Raw genomic sequence first — 19,032 nt, forward strand, 5'->3', positions numbered from 1 at the left:
AAACCTGTGTCTGTGGTGTCGGTCTCCGACGCAACATCATAGGTTGGCCCGGCCGGGACGCTGCGCGACGGCAGCCCTGCCGCGCGGCGCGCCGGCCCCAGTCGGCCGGTCGTCATCAGGGCTTGCGCTGATCAACCGGACAACCGCCGGCCTTGGTGGGCGTCCGGCGGGACGATTCCGACATCCGCCCTTCAACTGCAGCCAGCAGACGGCCCGGCGTGATGGGCTTGGCCAGATGCTCGTCGGCTCCGGCGGCGATGGCGTCCGCACGATGCTGCGGAAGGGTGTTGGCCGTCAGCATGATCACCGGGATCGACCGCGCCTGCTGGCCGGCGTCTCCCCGCCGCAGTCGGCGGGTGGCTTCAAGCCCGTCCATCACCGGCATCATCATGTCCATCAGAACCAGGTCGAAAGGCTCGGTCCGAAGCGATTGCAGCGCCTGGCGGCCGTCTTCCGCAAAGCTCGTCGCAAAGCCGAAGCTCTGCAGCATCAAGCCCGCCACTTGGCGGTTCGTGGGATGGTCGTCGACGACGAGGATGCGCAAGGCGCCTGTCGTGACGGCGCGCTCGTCTGACGATGGAGACGCCTCGGAAGTCTCGACGACCTCAAGGCGCAGGGCGAATCCAAAGATCGACCCGCTGTCGGGCGTTGACACGCATTCGAGCTCTCCGCCCAGCGCCCGGACGAGATCGCGGGCGATGGAAAGGCCGAGACCGGACCCGCCGAAGCGCCGCGTGATGGTCCCGTCGGCCTGCTGGAAGCGATCGAATATGATCTCTCGGGCTTCCGGCGCGATGCCGATGCCCGTATCGGCGACTTCGAACCTCACGACGTCGCCGTCGCGGGTCGCTGTCAGCGACACCGAACCGACCTGAGTGAACTTGACCGCGTTGGAAAGAAGATTGCCCAGCACCTGCTTCAGGCGCGTCCGGTCGGTGACAGCCACACGCCTGACATCGTCGGGGATAGTCGCGGTGAGCGTCAGTCCCTTGCCCTGCGCCTCCGATCGGAACAGCTCGGTGACTTCCTCAAGGGTCTGGCCGATATCCGTAGGGGCCGGGTCCAGCTTCAATTCGCCCGCATCCCCACGCGCGATGTCGAGCACGTCGTCGATCAGACGTCCCAGCTGATCCGCCGCCCCCGCCAGGATGTCGACCAGCTTGCGCTCCTCGGACGGGAGGTCCGCCGACGCCAGTAGACCGGCGCAGGCCGAGATGCCGTTGAGCGGGGTTCGAAGCTCGTGGCTCATCGTGGCGAGGAAGGCCGTCTTCGCCTGGTCGGCGGCCTCGGCGCTCGATTTCGCCGCCGCCAGTTCGCGCGCCTGGGCCCGGCGCTCGGAGATGTCGCGGATGTTGGCGTGGATCCGGGTCCGGCCGCCGTCATGCGTCACCGACATCCAGAGTTCGATGTCCAGCTCGGAACCGTCGCGGCGCACGGCCGGCAGTTCGAGACGACGCCCCAGACGCGCTGCGCCGCTGCGGCGCCATTGGGCCATGCCGGCCCTGTGACGATCTCGGAACGCGGGCGGAATAATCAGTGTGATCTCGGATCCGACGGCTTCGGACGCCGGATGCCCGAACAGGCGCTCCGCGCCCCCTGACCAAGACAGAACAACGCCCTCCTCGTCGCAGTCGATGAGGGCGTCCGCCGAAGCGGTCAGCGCCTGTCGGAGGGCATGGCCGCGATGGCGATCCGCGAGCTCGGCTTCGCAAGCCTCCGCCGCCAGCCGCAGACGCCGGACGACGACTTCGTCCCGCGTTCTCGGCGCTGGCCCCGCAAGAGACAGGGCGCCGACCGCGCATCCGTTCACCCGTAGGGGGGCGCCGACATAGAAGCGAACGGCGGGCGCCTCGACCACGTAGCGATTGGACGCGAACCGGGCGTCATTCAGCGTATCCTCGACCCACACGATTTCATTCGGCGACTGCAGAACGTGGTCGCAGAAGGAGTCGCGACGATCCACGGGGCTGGGTTCGACCCCGTGGGCGCCGATGATCCAGAGGACGTCGGCGTCGAGCAGTCCGACAACGCCGACGTCAGCGGCGGAGAGATCGGCCGCCAAGGCGACAATGGCGCTCAGACCCGCATCAGGCGCGCGGCCTGCCAGACCCAGCGACCTGACCATGTCGAGCCGCCGCTGCTCGTTATCCCCGTCCGAAATCCTGTCCAAGGCGGCGTTCTCCATTCCAGACACCCATGACAACGTTAAGTTAAGGCCCGGTTGAGCCGTGGAGGGTCTGAGAAACTCTGGCGAGAGTCCGGGGCCGGGCGGAGATCCGTGGATGCAGTCTTCACGGGGCGTGTCTCTTTCCCGATCCGGCGGACGCGCAGCGCCGGAATCGTCAATGCGGATGTCAGCGTAGGCATTGCTTAACCCCGGCGGGGCCACCCTGCGTTGGGGGCTGAGTGTGGAGTAAAACGGCCCATGGCTGCGCGGACCATCCTGATCGCCGACGATGACCCCCTGCTCCGCGCCCTGCTGGTGCACCGCCTGTCAGCGGACGGTTACGACGTGGTGACCGCCGAGGACGGCGGCGAGGCCCTCGCCGCCATCGCCGAACACCAGCCGGACCTCATCGTTCTCGATGCCCTGATGCCGGTCATGGACGGGTTTGAACTGTTGCGGCGGCTGAAGACGGGCCGCCTGACCGACGCTCCGATCATCATGCTTACGGCGTTGCGACGCGATCAGGACGTCGTCGGCGCCCTTCAACTCGGCGCGGCGGACTATCTGGTCAAGCCCTTCATTCCCGACGAGCTGAGTGCGCGGGTCCGGCGCCTGCTGCACGATGTTCGGCCGGAAGGGGGAGGCATCCGTGATCGTGCTTGAGCCGGCCGCCGTCGTTCAGCCCGATCTTCAGACGCTTTACGCTTCGGCGGTGGCCGACAGGCTTGCCGGACGTGCTGCGGCGGCGGTCCCCAAGCTGCAGCACGTCCTCGCGTCGCGTCCCGACGATGTCGACGCCCGGCTCAACCTCGGACTCGCTCTGCTGGCGATGGGTGTCTCGGAAGACGCCGGGACGGCGTTCAAGGATGTGATCGCCCGGGCCCCGGACTATGTCGACGCCCATATAGGCCTGGCGCGCGCCAGACGACACCAGGGGGACCTCGAAGCCGCGCGCAGAAGCGTCGACCACGCCCTGAGTCTGGCTCCTGGGCATCCGGACGCCCTCGCCCTTGCGGACGCCCTGAAGGCGGGGCCGATGTGGCGGATCGACCTGTCCGCCGCACGAAGCCGGTTGACAGGCGGCCTGCCCGACTGGACCGAAGCGCGACTGTCGGCGTCCCGCGCGATCGGAGCGTCATGGACGGCAGGCGGCGGTCTGGAGATCACACGGCGCTTCAAGGACACCGACGCCTATCTCGAGGCCCGCGCGGATCGCCGCCTCACCGGCGGTTCGGCCTGGGTCTCTATCGGCGGCGCCCCGTCGGCCGACTATCGGGCCGAAATCGCCGTGGCCGGCGGCGGCCGGGTGACTGTCGCATCTGGCTTGGCGGTCACCCTTGAAGCGTCAGCGTCCCGGTACGGCTCCGGCGTGGTGACGGGGATCCATCCGGGCTTCGCCGCGGACCTGGCCGGCGACCGGCTCCAGGTCTGGGCGCGCTGGATCAACGTGCGCGATGAGGCCGGCGAGCCCCGCCAGGGCTATTCGGTCCAGGCGCGTTGGCAGGCGACCGGGCGTCTGGCCCTCCGGACCGGCTTGTCGGACGCCCCCGAGACTTCGGAAGGCGTCACGGCGGATGTGACGTCCTGGAGCGCGGGGTTCGATCTGAGCCTGTCGGACCGGCTGATGCTGCGCGTCGGCCATCTCTCCGAGGATCGCGGCGCCTACGCGCGCAGGGAGATGGCGGTCGGCCTCGGCTGGCGGTTCTGATGAGCGGTCTGCAGTTCATCTGGACCCTGTCGGTCGCGCTCGCGGCCTTCGCCCTGGCCTGGATGGCCGCCCTGATCATGGCGCGCGTCTTTCGCGAGCGGTCCGCGGCGCGGCGCGAACGGAACCGACGCCTTATCCACCAGGCCTTTCTCGACATCATGGCCGGCTCGGGAGACGCGATCGGGCGCCTGCGGAGCGTCCGGCAGCGCGCGCGGACGATGGCCGAAGCCCTGCTCGGGGTCATGGCTCTGGTCCGCGGAGCGGAGCGCGACAGACTGATCCGCGTCCTCGACGCCTTCGGCGTTCAGCGGTCCTTCGAACAACGGCTGTCGCGCGGTTCCCTGGCCGGGAGGCTGGCGGCGGCCGAAGCGCTGTCGATCTTCCCCGGCCGAGACACCGCAGTCACCCTGCGGCGCGCCCTCGACAGCACGCGCTCCGTGGAACTGCGCGCAAGCCTCATGAGGTCCTTGATCGATCTCGGCGCTCCGCCAGACCTTGAGACCGTCTTGGACGACCTCGGGCGCCGGGGCGGCTCTGAGTCCCTTGTCTACGCCCCGCTGATCGGCTCGATCGTCCAGGCGGATCCTCTCGCGGGGCTTGAGGCCTTCGCTGGGCCTGCCTTGGCGAGCGAGGGGCGTCTGGTCCTGGCCGAGGCTCTGGGCCGCAGCGGAGACTACAGGGTGCTGGAGACCCTGTGTCTGGCGGCCCGCGCAGCCGACACGGAGCTTCGCATCGCCGCCTTGAGGGGCTTGGCGGCGCTCGGTCACCCCGCCGCCCAGCCTGCTGTCTTGGAAGGGCTTGAGGACCCCGTGTGGATGGTTCGATCAGCCGCCTGCGAAGCCTCGGGCCGCATCGGCCTGCGCGCCGCGATTCCGCGGCTGGCGGATCAGCTGGGAGATCCGATGTGGTGGGTCCGCTTTCGCGCCGGAGAGGCGCTGTGGGCCCTGGGCGAGCCAGGGCGCGCCCAGCTTCACCGCAGCCTCGCGGAGGGCTGCAGCATCGCTCGCCGGACCGCCTCCATGGTCCTGGCGGAGCACGGACCGAGGCCCAAGGCCGCCTGATGGGGATCGTCGTCGAGGGACTGCAGCGCGCGGCCGAAATCATATCGCTTTTCGTGATCGGCACGGGACTGCTCCAGAACGCCCTGTACCTCGTCCAGCTGGCCCTGGCCGCCGCCGCCTTGATCCAGACCCCGCCCGCCGCGTCGGGCGGGCTGCTGTGGCGCCGTTACGCGGAAGCGGCGCCGCCCATCGCCCTGCTCGCGCCGGCCTTCAATGAGGCGATGACCATCGCGCAAAGCGTGCGCTCACTTCTATCGCTCCACTATCCCAGCTTCGAGATCATCGTCATCAATGACGGGTCTCACGACGAGACCCTGCAGGTCCTGATCGACACCTTCGAACTCAGCCCCGTCGATCGCCACTACGATCTCGCCATCCCGCATGCGCCCATCCGCGGAGTCTACAGCGCCGCCCACCAGCCGCGTCTGGTGGTCATCGACAAGGAGAACGGCGGCAAGGCCGACGCTCTGAACGCCGGCATCAATGTCTCCAGGGCGCCGATCTTCTGCTCCATGGATGCGGACTCCCTGCTGGAGCCGGACGCCCTGCTTCGGGCGGTGAAACCCTTCGTCGAGGATCCGGAGCGGACCGTCGCCGTCGGCGGCACGGTCCGCATCGCCAACGGCTGCACCATCTCCCATGGACGAGTCCTAGAGGTTCGGCCGCCCCGCAATATCCTGGCGCTGCTGCAGACCGTAGAATACCTTCGCGCCTTCCTCATGGCGCGGCTGGCCTGGAGCCGGATCAACGCTCTCACCATCATCTCGGGCGCCTTCGGCCTGTTTCGGCGCGCCCGCGTCATCGAGGTCGGCGGCTATACGCACGGCACCGTCGGGGAGGACATGGAGCTCGTCGTCAAACTGCATAGGCTGATGCGCGACAAGCGTCTGCCATATCGCGTCGCCTTCGTGCCTGAGCCGGTCTGCTGGACGGAGGCGCCCGAGGATCTGCGCGTCCTCGGCCGACAGAGGGCGCGATGGCACCGCGGCGCATTGGAAACCTTCGAGCGTCATCGCGACATGCTGGTCAAGCCGAGATACGGCCGTGTCGGGATCGTGGGATTCGGCTACATCCTGCTGGTCGACGTGCTGGGACCGATCGTCGAGCTCCTCGGGTACCTGCTCATACCGCTGTTCTGGGCCGCCGGTCTTCTCTCCACCCCGTATCTTCTGGCCTTTTTGGCGGTCAGCTTCACCTTCGGCGTGGTGATCTCGGTCGGCGCCCTGGCCCTCGAGGAATCGGAACTGCGGCGTTTTCCCCGAGCGCGCGACCTCGTCCTGCTCACGGCGGCGGCGGTGCTCGAGAACTTCGGCTACCGCCAAATCAACAACATCTGGCGGCTGCGCGGCGTGTGGCAGTATCTCAGGCGCAGCCAGTCCTGGGGCACGATGACGCGCAAGGGCTTTGCTCAGGCGCCCGGAGCGCCTGCGCCATGAGTACCGATCCTCTCGCCGCCTTGAAGCGCCGGTTCCTCGACCGCTGTCGCGAGGATCATGATCGCCTGACGGCTGGCCTCGCGGGCGAGGAGCTGGACCGGCTCGTCCACCGGCTGGCCGGAATCGCCGGTTCATTCGGCTTTGTCGAGCTCGGTGAGACAGCGGCCCGGATCGACATGGCGCGCAGCGAGGGCGTCATGCCCTCTCGGGGTGATCTGGAGGCGCTCTCTCGAGCGCTCGAAGCGCTCCGCGACCCCGACCGCAGCGGCGCGCGCTAGGGATTTTGCGGGAGGCTGAAGACCTGGAGATGGTCCCCCGGCGTGGTCTCGAACCGACCATGGCCGGTCGCGGTGATGGCGACATACTGCCGGCCCTCGTGCTCATAGGTCATGGCGCCGGCCTGGGGCCCCGCCGGCAGGCGCGCCTCCCAGACCAGCCGCCCGGTTTCCGTCTCGAAGGCGCGCAGGAAGTCGTCCTGGGCCGCGCCGATGAACGTCAGCCCCCCCGCGGTGACCAGCGGCCCGCCCAGGTTCGGCGTGCCCAGGGCGATCTTCAGGAAGGTCGGCAGGCCGAGCGGTCCCACGTCGAAACCCGTGCCCAGGGGCCTGGACCAAATGATCTCTCCGGTGTCGATATGGGTGGCGGTGATGTAGCCCCAGGGCGGCGAAAGGCACGGGACCTTGAGGGGCGACCACCAGATCGGCCGCGTGACCCCGAACGGCGTGCCGGAGTGCGGGGCCACCGCCTGGTCGGGACGAGCCCCGCCCGAGCCCACGGGCACGTCGCGGACTTCGTCGCGCGGGTGCAGGACGATCAGGTTGGGAAGGCGGGAGTTGTTGCTGATGATCAGCCGTCGCTCCGGATCGAAGCCGAGCCCGCCCCAGTTCGGCCCGCCGACCGTTCCGGGGAACAGCAGGGTCCCCGCCTGGTCCACGGTCGGCGGCGTGAACATGCCCTCGTAGCGATGCCGGTGGAAGCTGATGCGGCAGAGGGCCGCATCGACCGGCGTGAGCCCGAAAGCCGACCGCGCGTCTATCCGCTCCGGCTCCCGTCCCGGCACGCCGCCGACATTGGGATAGAACACCGACTGGGGCTGGGTCGGCGCGACCCAGTCCCCGGGCGCGGCGCCCTGCGGGACCGGGCGCTGTTCGACGGGCCGGAGCGGGGTCCCGGTGGCCGCGTCCAGCAGAAACAGATTGCCGGTCTTGCTGGCCTGCATCACCGCGCGGCGCGGCGCGCCGTCGATGACGACGTCGACCAGCATGGGCTGGGCGCCCAGGTCGTAGTCCCAGAGGTCGTGGCTGATCGTGGTGTAGACCCAGCGCGTCGCGCCGGTCTCGAGATCCACCGCCACCACGGCGTCCGTGTGACGCTCCTCCTCGGCCGACCGGTTGCCGCCCCACTGATCCGCGGCCGCATTGCCCGTGGCCAGGAAGGCCAGTCCCAGCGCCTCGTCCGCCGAGATGACGTTCCAGACATTAGGCGTGCCCCGCGGATAAATCTCTCCCGGGGCCAGGGCTTCGCGCGCATCGGGCCGCAGGGCGTCCCAGGCCCACAGCAAAGCCCCCGACCTGGCGTCATAGGCGCGGACCACGCCCGAGGGCGCATCGCGCCGCTGGTTGTCGCTGACTTGCTGGCCCAGGATCAGGCGGTCGCCGACCACCGTCGCGCCCGAGGTGTTGGAAGCGAAACCTGGCTCGCGCAGCCCCATCCCCGCCGTCATGTCGACGGTCCCGTCCGCGCCGAAGTCCCGACAGACGAACCCGCCCACCGCGTCCAGGGCGATCAGCCGCCCGTCGGCCGTGGCGACGAAGACGCGGCGATGGCATCGGGCGCCGTCGCGCGGGACGGGGCCGCGGACGCCCGCCGCCGCGGGCATGCGGGCGATGGCCTCCGGCCTCGCTTCGGGCGCGCCGTCGTCGTGGTAGGCCACGGCCCGACAGGCCGCGGTGAAGAGGGACTCCATATGCCGGGGCTCGACCGCGGGGTCGTGGCTCCAGCGCACCTCGCCGGAGCCGGGGTCCAGGGCGAACACGCGGCTGGAGGGGGTGCAGAGGTAGAGGTGGTCCGCCGCCTTGATCGGGGTGTTCTGGGAAGAATAGAACACGCGGCCCTCGCTCGGATTGAGATCTCCGCTGCGGAATGACCAGGCTTCCTCGAGCCCCGAGACATTGTCGACGGTGATCTGCGCCAGGCCGGAGTAGCGGCGGCCGGCGTTGGTGCCGCCATAGGCCAGCCAGTCGGCGCCCGCCTCCGGCGATCCGGACGGGACGGCGGCCCGGAAGGCCGAGCCGGGAGACGTCGGCCGTTCCCAGCTAAAGGCGACGAGGCCCGCCAAGGCCGCCGCCAGGCCCGCCATCCCTCCGGCCGCGAGGCGGCGCGAGGCCCTTCCGCAGCGGGGGCTGCCCATCACCCGGCTGACGGCGGCGCCGATCGTGAGCGCGGCCAGCAGCCCGACCCGGCCGGCCAGGTCGACGCCCCAGGCCGGCAGCCAGCCCTTGCCGCCGATCTCCGCCAGGGACCAAACCGCCGAAGCGGCGAGCACCAGGCCAAAGAGGCCCAGGGCGATCCGCGAGCGACCGCGCCAGGCGAAGACCGAGCCGGCCAAGAGCCCGACGCCGGCCAGGAAATAGTAGGCCGTGCCGCCAAGGCCGATCAGCCAGACGCCCAGGACCGCCATGGCCGCGCCCAGAAGGCCCAGAAGCGCCGCAAAGGCCAGGAAGATCCAGCGCCAGGCCCGGCTGGTCCACACCGCATGCCTCGAACTCGCCATAGGCCGCCCTCCGCTCGGCCGCACGGCCTCCCGATCAGGACTACGCCTTGGCGGCCAGGGGGTTGCTGGACGCAATGCCGCAGTCCGACCCAGCCGCCCGGGACGCTGCGCTGGCGCGCCTCAGGCCTCCCCCACCGGAAGGATTGACCGGCGGGGGTCGATGGTCCGTTCACGCGGGCGGCGGACGGGCCGGCCTGGCGCCGCCCGGCCGTCGGCGCCCGGACGTCCGGTCAGGCGCCGACCAGGTCGTGCACCCTCTGGGTCAACTCGGTCATGGCGAAGGGTTTGGTCATGACGGCCATGCCAGGCGCGAGCCGCCCGTCGCCGACGGCGGCCGCCTCTTCCGCATAGCCCGTGATGAACAGGACCTTCAGATCGGGGCGAGCCTCCCTCGCCGCGTCGGCCACCTGCCGGCCGTTCAGGCCGCCGGGCAGCCCCACATCGGAGATCAGGAGATCGATGCGGCGCCGAGAGCGCAGGATGTCGAGCCCGGCCGCCCCGTCCGGGGCCTCGATCACCTGGTAGCCGGCCTCGCCAAGCACCTCCGCGACGAGCATGCGCACGGTCTCCTCGTCGTCGACGACCAGCACCGTCTCGCCTCGGCCGGCGTGCGCGGGCGCCGGATGGACGGGTTCGGCGTCCTCATCGGCCTCGCCGAAGTAGCGGGGCAGATACAGGCTCATCGTCGTGCCCCTCCCGACCGCGGACTCGACCTCGATCCGCCCGCCGGACTGGTGGACGAACCCATGGACCATCGACAGGCCCAGCCCCGTCCCCTGGCCCAGCGGCTTGGTGGTGAAGAAGGGATCGAACACCCGGGCCTGGATGTCCGGCGCCATGCCCGCGCCCGTGTCGGTGACGCGCAGGCGGACATGGTCTCCCTCGAGCCGGTCGCGCCCGTCCGGGCGCCCCGGAGTCAGGTTCGATGTCTCTATGATCAGCCGCCCTCCTCCCGGGGCCATGGCGTCCCGGGCGTTGATGCATAGGTTGAGCAGGGCGTTCTCCAGCTGCGAAGGGTCCGCCTTGGTGAGCCACAGGCCGGCCGCGCCCTCGACCAACAGCTCGATTTCCGGACCGATGCTGCGCCGGACAAGGTCGTCCATGCCGGCGATCAGCCCGTTGAGGTCGACGGGCTTGGGGTCCAGGGTCTGCCGACGCGAAAAGGCGAGCAGCCGCTGGGTCAGGGCCGCCGCCCGCTGGGTCGCCCCCTGGGCCGCGTCGATATAGCGCTCCATCCCGCCCAGGCGCCCCTCGGAGAGGCGCTTGGACAGGAGCTCCAGGCTGCCCGAAATGCCGGCGAGCAGATTGTTGAAATCGTGGGCTATGCCGCCCGTCAGCTGGCCGACCGCCTCCATCTTCTGAATCTGGCGCAGGCTCTCGTGAGCCGCCTGGAGGTCGTAGGTCCGCTCCTCGACCCGCGCCTCCAGGGTGGCGTTCAGTTCACGCAGGGCGGCTTCCGTGGCCCGAAGGGCGTCCTCCGCCTCCCGACGCTCGTCGATGTCGATAACGGATCCGACATGGCCCAGGAACTCGCCTGCAGCGTCGAAGCGCGGACTGGCGGCGTCGATGACCCAGCGGAAGACCCCGTCCGCGCGACGGAGCCTGTATTCCATCGCGAACGGTCGACGGGCCGCACGGGCGGACCGGAACGTCTCCTGCGCGCGCGCCTTGTCCTCCGGATGGGCGGCGTCCAGCCATCCGGAGCCTTCGGGCTCCCCCTGCGTCTGTCCGGTGAAGGCGTGCCAAGTCCGGTTCAGATAGGTGCAGGCCCCGGACGGATCGGTGACCCACATCATCATCGGCGCATGGTCGGCCATGTTGCGGAACCGGCCTTCGCTCTCGCGCAGTTCGGCCTCCGCCCTGGCTCTCTCCACATGGGCCCAGGACCGCTCCGTCACCTCTCGGATGGTCTCGAGCTCGTCCGCCGTCCACCTGTGCGGACCCCGGTGGTGGACCGCCATGAGCGCCGTAAGCCGCCCGGCCTTGACGAGCGGCATGCAGATGGTTGCGCCGATGCCGATGGCCTGGAAGGTCGCCGCCTCCTCCGGCGCCAGCTCGGTGAGATTGTCGTTGATGACCAGCGGCCGGCGGGCCCCCAGCTCCTTCACCGCCAAGGCGCCGAAGTCCGCCAGCCTGTAGTGGCCGACAATGCTCGCCATACCCGGCTCGGCCCAGTCGCCCCGGATGGTGAAACCGTCCTGGTCGGCGTCCATGTCGGCGTAGGCGCAGTTGGCGACCGCGAGGTGTTCGGCGGTCATCCGGGTCGTCACGGCCAGGATTTCGTCGGCGCCCGACAGCTTCGAGACCTCGACGTTGAGAGCGTCGAGGAAACGCAGGCGTTCGGCGTTGCGGCGCAAGGCCGCGCCGGCCCGCGCGCGCTCGGTCGCCGTCCGGACTCGCTCTGCCACCTCGCGCACGAGCGCCACGTCGTCCTCGGTCCAGCGCCGCGCGTTGGCGTGATTGACGAACAAGAGGGCGACCACCTCCCCCTGCTCGATCAGCGGCAGGTTGATGAGCGCTCTCGCGCTGATGCCGTCGAGGGCGACGCCGCCGTCCTTCACGCGCGGGTCGGCGCCGGCGTCGTCGAACACCACGACCTCTCCGCGCGCCAGATCCTCGATATAGTCGCCGAAGTCCCGGAAATGGATCACGCCGGCGAGGCTGTCGACGCCCGGGGCGTTATAGTCGCGCTCGATGGTGATGGTCTCCGCCGCGGTGTCCATCACCCCATAGCCGACCCGGCTCACCTGAAGGGCCTGGGCCAGAAGGGCGGCGGAGGCCTGGGCGATCTCGGCGGGATCGGTCAGGTCGCGAATGGCGTCGTTGAGGTCGAGGAGCACCTGGTGGCGCAGCTCCGACGCCTTGCGCGCGGTGATGTCGTTGAACAGGATCGCGACCCGCCGCGCCTCCGGCGCCCCGATCCGCATCGCCTGGACATCGTACCAGCGGCCGAAACTGTCGGCGGGGTTCTCGAACCGGACCGGATCTCCGGTGAGCGCCACCCCGCCGTAGAGGTCGAACCAGTGCTGCTCCAGGCCCGGCGCCACCTCCGACACCCATCGGCCGTCCACGTGGCCCAGTCCGGTCAGGCGCTCGAAGGCGGCGTTGCCTTCGACGATCATGTAGTCGACCGGCCGCCCGTCTTCGAACTTCATCTCGATGATGCACAGGCCGGTCGTGCTTTCGCCGAACAGGGCGCGATAGCGCTCCTCGCTGTCCCGCAAAGCCTCCATCATGCGGCGGCGGCCGGTCACGTCGAAACTCACGCCCGAGAAGCGCTCCGCCTGGCCCTCCGGCGAGAGGATCGCGCGGCCCTGAGCGGCGACCCAGCGGACATCGCCGCCTGGCTGGGTCAGCCGGTATTCGGAGATGAAGATTCCGCCCGTCCTCAAGGCCTCGTCGATCTCGGCCCTGACGCGGTCGAGGTCCTGAGGATGGATGGCGCCGAAGAATTCGACGATCGGGGCGCCCGCCTGCGCCCTGTCGGGATCGACCCCGTAGAGGCGGGCGAAACGCTCGTCCGCAGTGATGCGGTCGGCCGGCACGTCCCAGTCCCAGGCGCCTATGCCGTTGCCGGCGGACAAGGCCATCTCCAGGTGTTCGGCGGCTACGGCGCGCTGGCGGTCGGCCTCGACGCGCGCCGTGGTCTCCACCGCCGTCGCCATGACCCCCGCCGGCCGCCCGTCGTCGCCCATCACGGGCCAGTAGTTGAGGTCGAACCAGACCTGTTCGGCCCGACCCTCGCGAAACAGGGTGAACTCCTGGTCCTTCAGGGACAGGGTCTCCCCGGACAGCCCGACCGTCATCACATGGTCATTGAAGGCCGCCACCTCCGGCCAGCCCTCGCGGACGTTGGACCCCAGGAGCCCGGGATGCCGGGCGCCGGCCAGGGCCGAATAGGCGTCATTATAGATCATCACGCCCTCCTCTCCCCAGAGCAGGACCATGGGGATGGGCGCGGCGAGGATCAGGCTGGCGGCGGTCCTCAGGGCGGTCGGCCAGGTTTCGACGGCCCCGGCGGGAGTCGACGCCCAGTCGTACGTGCGGATGAGGCCCGCCATCCCGCTGTCGCTCGACGCCAGGCAGCCCCAATCCGACGAGATGTCGGCGTCACTCCTGCCCTGCTCCCGACCGTTCTCCAAGGCGTGCTCCTCACCATTGCGACCTGGGACCGGACGCTAAATGCCGGCGGGCGGCGAAAGGCTTCACAAAAGCCCATGGCGCCGCGGACTGGCCAGTGCCGTCGCTCCGCAACCGCCTCACCTTCAGCGCTCGACCGGCGATCCGCAAGCGCGGACGTCGCAGGTTCCCCAGAGTCCGGGGTCGGTCACAGGCCCGCCGCATCCCCCTTCGATCGCAGCGCCCCTGCATCGCCCATTGCCGCCGCCTCGGCGAGCGGCCTTTGCCTTCCTCTGAAAAACCGTTCACATGCGGAGCCAGCCTGACGGAACGGCCCAGCTCGCCCATCGATGCACGATGACGGAGCCGCCGGCTCGGGCGAGACGGCCCCCAGGGCCGAGCCCACGACCACGGAGACGGGAGTTGCCCGAACAGGTCTACGCCCCCATGCTCTCGGTCGCTCCCGCCGTTCTGGCGGGCGTCATCGCGGGGGCGATCCCGCTCCTGCGCCCGCCCGGCGAGACGGTGCGCGCGCACATCGAACATCTCGCCGCCGGCGTGTTGCTGGCGGTGATCGCCTTCAGCGTGACCTATGAGATCCGGGAGATCGATCACCTGCCCGCCGCTGTCGGGGGCCTGACGGCCGGAGCCGCCTTCATGGTGGCGATGAAGACCTTCCTGCGCCGCTTTCAGACGCCGCGCGGCGCCGGCGCGGCGACGGGGTTCGTGGCGGCGGCCGGAATCGACACCTTCATAGACGGCGTTCTGATCGGCGCCGCCTTCGCAGTGCGGCCGGAACTGGCGGTCCTGGTGCTCGTCGGCCTGGGCATCGAACTCTTTGTGCTCAACATGTCGGTCGCCTCCGAGCTTCTGGCGCTGAAGCTGCGGCCCTGGCGAAGCCTGGCGTTCACCAGCCTCATCGCCCTGGCGCTCGCGGCCGGCGCCGGCCTGGGCGGGCTGGCCCTGTCCGGCGCCGGCCCGGCCACGCAGACGGCCGCCCTGGCGTTCGCCCTCGCCGCCCTGCTGTATCTGGTTGCGGAAGAACTGCTCCTGCGCGGCAACGACAGCGTCAACTCGCCGACGACGACCACGGCCTTTTTCGTAGGGTTCATTGCCTTGGCCGCCTATGTCATGTCCGCCGAAGGCTGACGTCCGGCCTCGACGGCCAGGCCATCAGCCCTCGCCGACAGGGCCAGGTTCATCCCATCAGGTCGGCGCCTCACGCAGGGGACGGCTGAGGAAAGGCGACCCGGCCTCGACAAAGCGCCAAGGGGTTTCCGCCCCGGCCGTTATACCGACCCGAGGCCCCTGCACCGCCGCGACCGGCCGGGCGGGGCGGACCAGGGTGAAGGGCGCGGCCGTCACCGGCGCGCCGTTCAGCCGCCCGTCGATGGCCAGCGCCTGGCACAGCTTGCCGGGCCCCGAGCAGAGCCCCCCTACCCGTGGCATGCGGCGGCGGTCCTGCATGACCTCCAGCCCTCGCGTCGGCGCCAGCGCACGGATCAGGACGGCGCTGCCCGGGCGGGCGGCGTCGCAGACGATGTTGAAACACCAGTGGAGGCCGTAGATGCGGTAGACATAGGCCCGCCCCGGCGGTCCGAACATGGGGGCGTTGCGCGCCGTGGGACCTCGGAAACTGTGCGAGGCCGGGTCGCGCGCGTCGTAGGCCTCGGTCTCCACGATGCGCCCTCCGACGCCGCCGACCAGCAGCTCGGCGCCGATCAGTTCGCGGGCCAGGGTCTCCGCGGGCGCATGGAAGTCCGCCTGCACCATCGCCGGCCCCGGGGGCCCGGCGTCACAGGCGATGTCTGTCGTCATGTCTGCGGCGCCCACTGGTCCGCCGTCGCGCGGTCACGCGACGACACCGCGGCCTCCTGGAGACCCCACCCCTCCAGACCAAGGGGCGCAGGCCGCGCCCCGGCGGGTCGCCCGGGCGGCTGGACGTCCGCCTCGAATGGGACGGAGAGCCGAGGCGGCGTGCCCATCACAGCGGGGTAAGCTCGGCCCGGTCGGCGCCGTGGCGGGCGATGAGGCGCATCGGCCTCCCCCTGGCCCAGACGCGGCCAATCTCGATGGCCGTCCAGCCTTTCGGCAGGACGACCGGTCGACGCGGCCAGGCGGCGGGGTCGCCGTCGTCCACGACCAGGCCTGTCAGCCCGAACATGAGGCCCATGAGCATGCCCCCGAGATTGGCGAAAAAGGGCCCGGCCGCCGTCACGCTGTCCGGATGGTCCGGGCGGTACTCCAGACACTGGTGGAAGCGGTCCGCGTCATAGGCGGCGTAGCCTTCCTCGAACAGCCTCAGCGCCAGATCGCGATCGCCCGCCATCGCCGCCCAGGTCGTGTAGAAGGCCGGGAACATCGGCGCGCCGACATAGTCGGCCCAGTGCTTCAGGTAGAAGTCGAGGGTCGCGCGCCGCTCCCGTTCCTTGGCCGGATGGTCGTAGGGGAATAGGCCGGCCAGCGGCGAAGGCGTGGCGCCCTTGGGCTCGGTGATCCGGAAGCCGTCATGGGCGGCGATCACCCCGTCCGCCCGGACCGGGAGGTACAGGGCCTCGGCCGTGATGCGCCAGGCGTCGGGCGCGGTCCGGCCGGTCTGCTCCGCCGCACGGATGGCCCGCCGCAGCACCTGGCCCGCCGCCATCAGGGTGAAGGCGTCATTGTCCGGCGGCTCGGGCACCTCCGCCGGCCCGGTGGCCCGCAGGATTTCGAACCCGCGCGCAGTGCGTGTCACGCGGCTGACGATCCAGTCGGCGACGCCGGACAGCACAGGCCAGGCCGCCTCGTCCAGGAAGGCCGCGTCGCCGGTGACGTCGGCGAAAAGGCCGAACGCCCGCGCCGTATGCAGCGATCCGTGATCCTCGTGGGCCGCGCCGTCCCCGGCGCCCGGCGAGGCCTCCTGGCCCGAAAGGGGCGCAGCCTCCCACGGGAACTGCAGCCCCTGGCGCCCGGACAGCCGGGCGATGGCTCCAGCCGCCGACCGGCCCCGCGTGCGGAAATCAAGGAGGGCGCGGGCCGCCTCCGGCTGGAGGAAGAGAAGCGGCGGGACGCAGAAGGCGTCGATGTCCCACATGACGTGGCCGAAATAGTAGGTGTAGTCGTGCCAGGTCGCGAGGCCGAAGATGGATGTGGCGGCGGGAGACGCCTCATGGGTCGAGGCGCTGAGATAGTAGACGGCTGCGTCGACGAGGGCTTGATGCCCGGGCGCTGCGCCGTGAACGACGATCCGGCCCTTCCAGATTTCCGCCCAGGCGTCGCGGTTGCGCGCCCTCAGCGTGTCGAATCCCGTCGCGCGGGCGCGCGCCACGCGCCGCACCGCTTCCTCGTCGGGCCGGTCGTGGACCACGGAGGGCAGGACGCCCGCCATCTGCCGGAGCGTCACCGGCCGATCCGAGCGGGCCCGCAGGCGGTATTCGGTTCGAAGCGGGCCGGACGCGTCCCAGGTCTCCACGGATCGCTGGGCCCGGGCGCCCTCGAGCGCCGTGACCAGAGCCAGGCCGCAGGTGCTGAGCCTCCCCTCGGCCTCCCAGAGCAGGGATCCGTCGCACACGGGGTCCGGCTCGCCCGGCGCGTCGGTGCGGCGGCGCGCCGCCCGGCCCCGCACGCCCGATATCTCGACCAGGGCGCGCAGCGCCAGGTCGCAGGCCCGATCCACCTCGACCGTCACCGACTGCAGGATCACGGACGGCGCGGTCCGGCTGGCGAACGTCAGCACCGTGACCTCGGCCGTCACGCCCGATGCCGCGTAACGGAACGCAGTCGTCAGCTCGCCGGTGGCGAAGTCGCAGGCCTGCCGCAGGTCGGACACGCTCGAGGGCTGATCGCTGAGCCAGACGCCATTCAGCGCGAGATCCCCCGCCAGGGGATAGGGCGCCGCCGCCGCGGCCTCCACCCGGCGCTCGGGGTGTTCGCCGGCGAAGCCGCTGACGATCATCATCCCGGGCTGCAGGGGCTGTTCGCGCACCCGCAGCCCCACCAGCCCGTTGCTCAGATAAGCGGGCAGATCGCCGTCGCGCGGCCCGAGGGCCTCCGGGGGGCTGAGGGGGCCGTCCACGCCGTCAGCCGCCCGAGGCCGAACGGGCGGCGCCCGGCCCCTCGCCCGTTCTCTCGCCGCCTGGCCCGGCCGTGTCCGCCGACCGATCCCCCAGGAGGGCTTCGAGCACACGGGCGAACAGGTCGAGGGCCGACCGATCATCAAGCGCTTCCAAATCCGTCCGCGCCGTGAGGTCGCTGATCCGCCGGATGACATCGCCACAGTCCGCCCTAGCGCCCGGCGCCGTCTCCTCGACCCAGTCGGCGATCGCGGACATGGCCTGGAGCGCCTCCTGCTCCGTCATCCGGCTGTTCTCGAGGGCCGCGACGGCGGCGATCTCCCTGATCTCATGGAGCGCTCTGCGACAGGTGTCGGGATCGGACGGTCTCACCCGCTCCGACCCCGGCTGCGACCACGGCAGCCGCCCTCGAGGCTGGGAACCCAACCGGCGCTCCGCGCCCCTGACGTCCTGCGCGTGTCGACAAGCATCGCGGTCCTCCTGCGAGTCAAAGGCCTGTCCGGCCGCCCCGTTCCCGACCGCCCGCGAATGTCCGGCATCCAACCCTCGACGGTCCAGGAGGCGGACCGCAGGGCAGGAGGAGCCCCCTCGTGTCGCAAGCCGGACACAGGGGGACAGGCCGACGGCGGGCGCGTTTACGGCGCATCCCCGCATCACAGTGGAAGGCCTCCCATGTCCGACGACACCTCCGACCGCGGCCCTCAGGATCGAAGCCGCATCAGCCTCACTCAGGACCATGAAGTCCGCTACTGGACCCAGGCCATCGACGCGACGGTCCGGGAACTCCAGGAAGCCGTCCAGGCGGTCGGGCCCGGGGCGGAGGCCGTCCGCGGCCGGCTGAAGGCGCGACGTTCATGAGCCTGGCGACCGTACCCTGGGGCTGGGTGATCGTGGGGGGACCGATCCTGCTCGGCGTGGTCCTGTTCTGGGGCATGTTGCGCACCCGCCGAGCCGACAAACGACGGGATCCCGATACGCCGTCCGACGATCCTTCACAGGGCATGACGGGACATGACTGACGGATTGGACGAGGCGTCTGCGCCTCGCGCCTCGCGGACAGCGCGTCTAAGCCTGGGATCAGCGTGATGTCAGGCCTCCGGTTCGGGCCGGTGCCGCCCGGCGCCGTGCACCTCTGCGTGGACATGCAGAGGCTGTTCGCCGAGGACACCGAATGGCGGACGCCGTGGATGCCGCGGGTGCTGCCCGCCGTCGCGGCCCTATGCGCCCATCGGCCCGATCGGATTTGCTTCACCCGCTTTATCCCGGCCCGGTCGCCGGAGACAGCCCCCGGGGCCTGGGCCCGCTACTGGCGGCGGTGGCCCGAGCTCACCCTCGACCGTCTCGATCCCGAGATGATCGCGCTCGTCCCCGAGCTTCAGCCCTTCAGCCCGCCCGGCCGCCTGGTGGACAAGACCACCTATTCGCCCTGGCTCGGCACGGCGCTGCACGCGTCCCTAAGCCGGGCGGGCGTCGACACCCTCGTGGTAAGCGGGGCGGAGACCGATGTCTGCGTCCTGGCGTCCGTGCTCGGCGCCGTGGACCTGGGCTATCGGGTTATCGTGGCCGCCGACGCCGTCTGCAGTTCGTCGGACGCGACCCACGACAGCCTGATCGGCCTGTATCACCAGCGGTTCGGACAGCAGATCGAGACCGCCGATACGGACGAGATCATCGACACCTGGCGCTGAGCGCCCCCGCCGCAGACGCAGACAGGGC

Annotated in this window: 15 protein-coding genes; 9 read left to right on the forward strand and 6 right to left on the reverse strand. The window is 70.5% G+C overall.

From position 1 onward, the window contains the following. Positions 1-115 precede the first annotated feature (115 nt). Positions 116-2,185, reverse strand: coding sequence for a response regulator (locus E4M01_RS10125; RefSeq protein WP_135062859.1), 2,070 nt, complete (start codon positions 2,183-2,185; stop codon positions 116-118). A gap of 240 nt (positions 2,186-2,425) precedes the next feature. On the opposite strand from E4M01_RS10125, the gene E4M01_RS10130 reads away from it, so the two are divergent. From E4M01_RS10130 to E4M01_RS10150, 5 genes are read left to right on the forward strand one after another with little or no spacing between them, the layout of a single operon-like run. Further along, complete coding sequence (locus E4M01_RS10130; protein WP_135062857.1) at positions 2,426-2,830, forward strand: response regulator transcription factor; 405 nt, start codon at positions 2,426-2,428, stop codon at positions 2,828-2,830. Continuing rightward, positions 2,817-3,875: a YaiO family outer membrane beta-barrel protein gene (locus tag E4M01_RS10135; RefSeq protein ID WP_167765335.1), complete on the forward strand. Its 1,059-nt coding sequence runs from the start codon at positions 2,817-2,819 to the stop codon at positions 3,873-3,875. Before E4M01_RS10130 ends, E4M01_RS10135 begins: the two co-directional genes overlap by 14 nt. Beyond that, positions 3,875-4,936, forward strand: coding sequence for a HEAT repeat domain-containing protein (locus E4M01_RS10140; RefSeq protein ID WP_135062852.1), 1,062 nt, complete (start codon positions 3,875-3,877; stop codon positions 4,934-4,936). The genes E4M01_RS10135 and E4M01_RS10140 overlap by 1 nt, the downstream gene beginning before the upstream one ends. Next, positions 4,936-6,372 carry a glycosyltransferase family 2 protein gene (locus tag E4M01_RS10145; protein ID WP_135062850.1) on the forward strand — a complete coding sequence of 479 codons (1,437 nt, stop codon included), beginning with the start codon at positions 4,936-4,938 and terminating at the stop codon, positions 6,370-6,372. The genes E4M01_RS10140 and E4M01_RS10145 overlap by 1 nt, the downstream gene beginning before the upstream one ends. After that, on the forward strand, positions 6,369-6,650 hold the full coding sequence (locus tag E4M01_RS10150) for an Hpt domain-containing protein (protein WP_135062848.1): 282 nt from the start codon (positions 6,369-6,371) through the stop codon (positions 6,648-6,650). The genes E4M01_RS10145 and E4M01_RS10150 overlap by 4 nt, the downstream gene beginning before the upstream one ends. Here the strand turns inward: E4M01_RS10150 and E4M01_RS10155 are convergent. Both E4M01_RS10155 and E4M01_RS14540 read right to left on the reverse strand, forming a co-directional pair. Then, a complete protein-coding gene (locus tag E4M01_RS10155) occupies positions 6,647-9,145 on the reverse strand; it encodes a pyrroloquinoline quinone-dependent dehydrogenase (RefSeq protein WP_135062846.1) in 2,499 nt (832 codons plus the stop codon). The two genes, E4M01_RS10150 and E4M01_RS10155, sit on opposite strands and share 4 nt — an antisense overlap. 230 nt (positions 9,146-9,375) lie before the next feature. After that, a complete protein-coding gene (locus E4M01_RS14540) occupies positions 9,376-13,287 on the reverse strand; it encodes a PAS domain S-box protein (RefSeq protein WP_135062844.1) in 3,912 nt (1,303 codons plus the stop codon). 400 nt (positions 13,288-13,687) lie between these two features. On the opposite strand from E4M01_RS14540, the gene E4M01_RS10165 reads away from it, so the two are divergent. Continuing rightward, complete coding sequence (locus E4M01_RS10165; protein WP_135062842.1) at positions 13,688-14,413, forward strand: ZIP family metal transporter; 726 nt, start codon at positions 13,688-13,690, stop codon at positions 14,411-14,413. 57 nt (positions 14,414-14,470) lie between these two features. On the opposite strand, the gene E4M01_RS10170 is transcribed toward E4M01_RS10165, so the two are convergent. The 3 genes from E4M01_RS10170 to E4M01_RS14545 form a co-directional block, all read right to left on the reverse strand. Further along, a complete protein-coding gene (locus E4M01_RS10170; RefSeq protein ID WP_209316026.1) occupies positions 14,471-15,082 on the reverse strand; it encodes a DNA-3-methyladenine glycosylase in 612 nt (203 codons plus the stop codon). A gap of 166 nt (positions 15,083-15,248) precedes the next feature. Next, a complete protein-coding gene (locus E4M01_RS10175) occupies positions 15,249-17,318 on the reverse strand; it encodes a glycoside hydrolase family 65 protein (RefSeq protein WP_245158216.1) in 2,070 nt (689 codons plus the stop codon). Positions 17,319-17,322: 4 nt separating this feature from the next. Further along, positions 17,323-17,688: a hypothetical protein gene (locus E4M01_RS14545; RefSeq protein ID WP_245158215.1), complete on the reverse strand. Its 366-nt coding sequence runs from the start codon at positions 17,686-17,688 to the stop codon at positions 17,323-17,325. A gap of 300 nt (positions 17,689-17,988) precedes the next feature. On the opposite strand from E4M01_RS14545, the gene E4M01_RS10180 reads away from it, so the two are divergent. The 3 genes from E4M01_RS10180 (at position 17,989) to E4M01_RS10185 (ending at position 19,004) form a co-directional block, all read left to right on the forward strand. Beyond that, positions 17,989-18,174 (forward strand): DUF3606 domain-containing protein, encoded by a 186-nt coding sequence (locus E4M01_RS10180; protein WP_135062838.1) that lies wholly within the window; start codon positions 17,989-17,991, stop codon positions 18,172-18,174. Then, positions 18,171-18,335, forward strand: a complete 165-nt coding sequence (locus E4M01_RS14330) for a hypothetical protein (RefSeq protein ID WP_167765333.1) — start codon at positions 18,171-18,173, stop codon at positions 18,333-18,335. Before E4M01_RS10180 ends, E4M01_RS14330 begins: the two co-directional genes overlap by 4 nt. A gap of 66 nt (positions 18,336-18,401) precedes the next feature. Beyond that, a complete protein-coding gene (locus tag E4M01_RS10185; RefSeq protein ID WP_209316114.1) occupies positions 18,402-19,004 on the forward strand; it encodes a cysteine hydrolase family protein in 603 nt (200 codons plus the stop codon). Positions 19,005-19,032: the final 28 nt, after the last annotated feature.

Source organism: Brevundimonas sp. MF30-B (genome assembly GCF_004683885.1).
Classification (GTDB): domain Bacteria; phylum Pseudomonadota; class Alphaproteobacteria; order Caulobacterales; family Caulobacteraceae; genus Brevundimonas.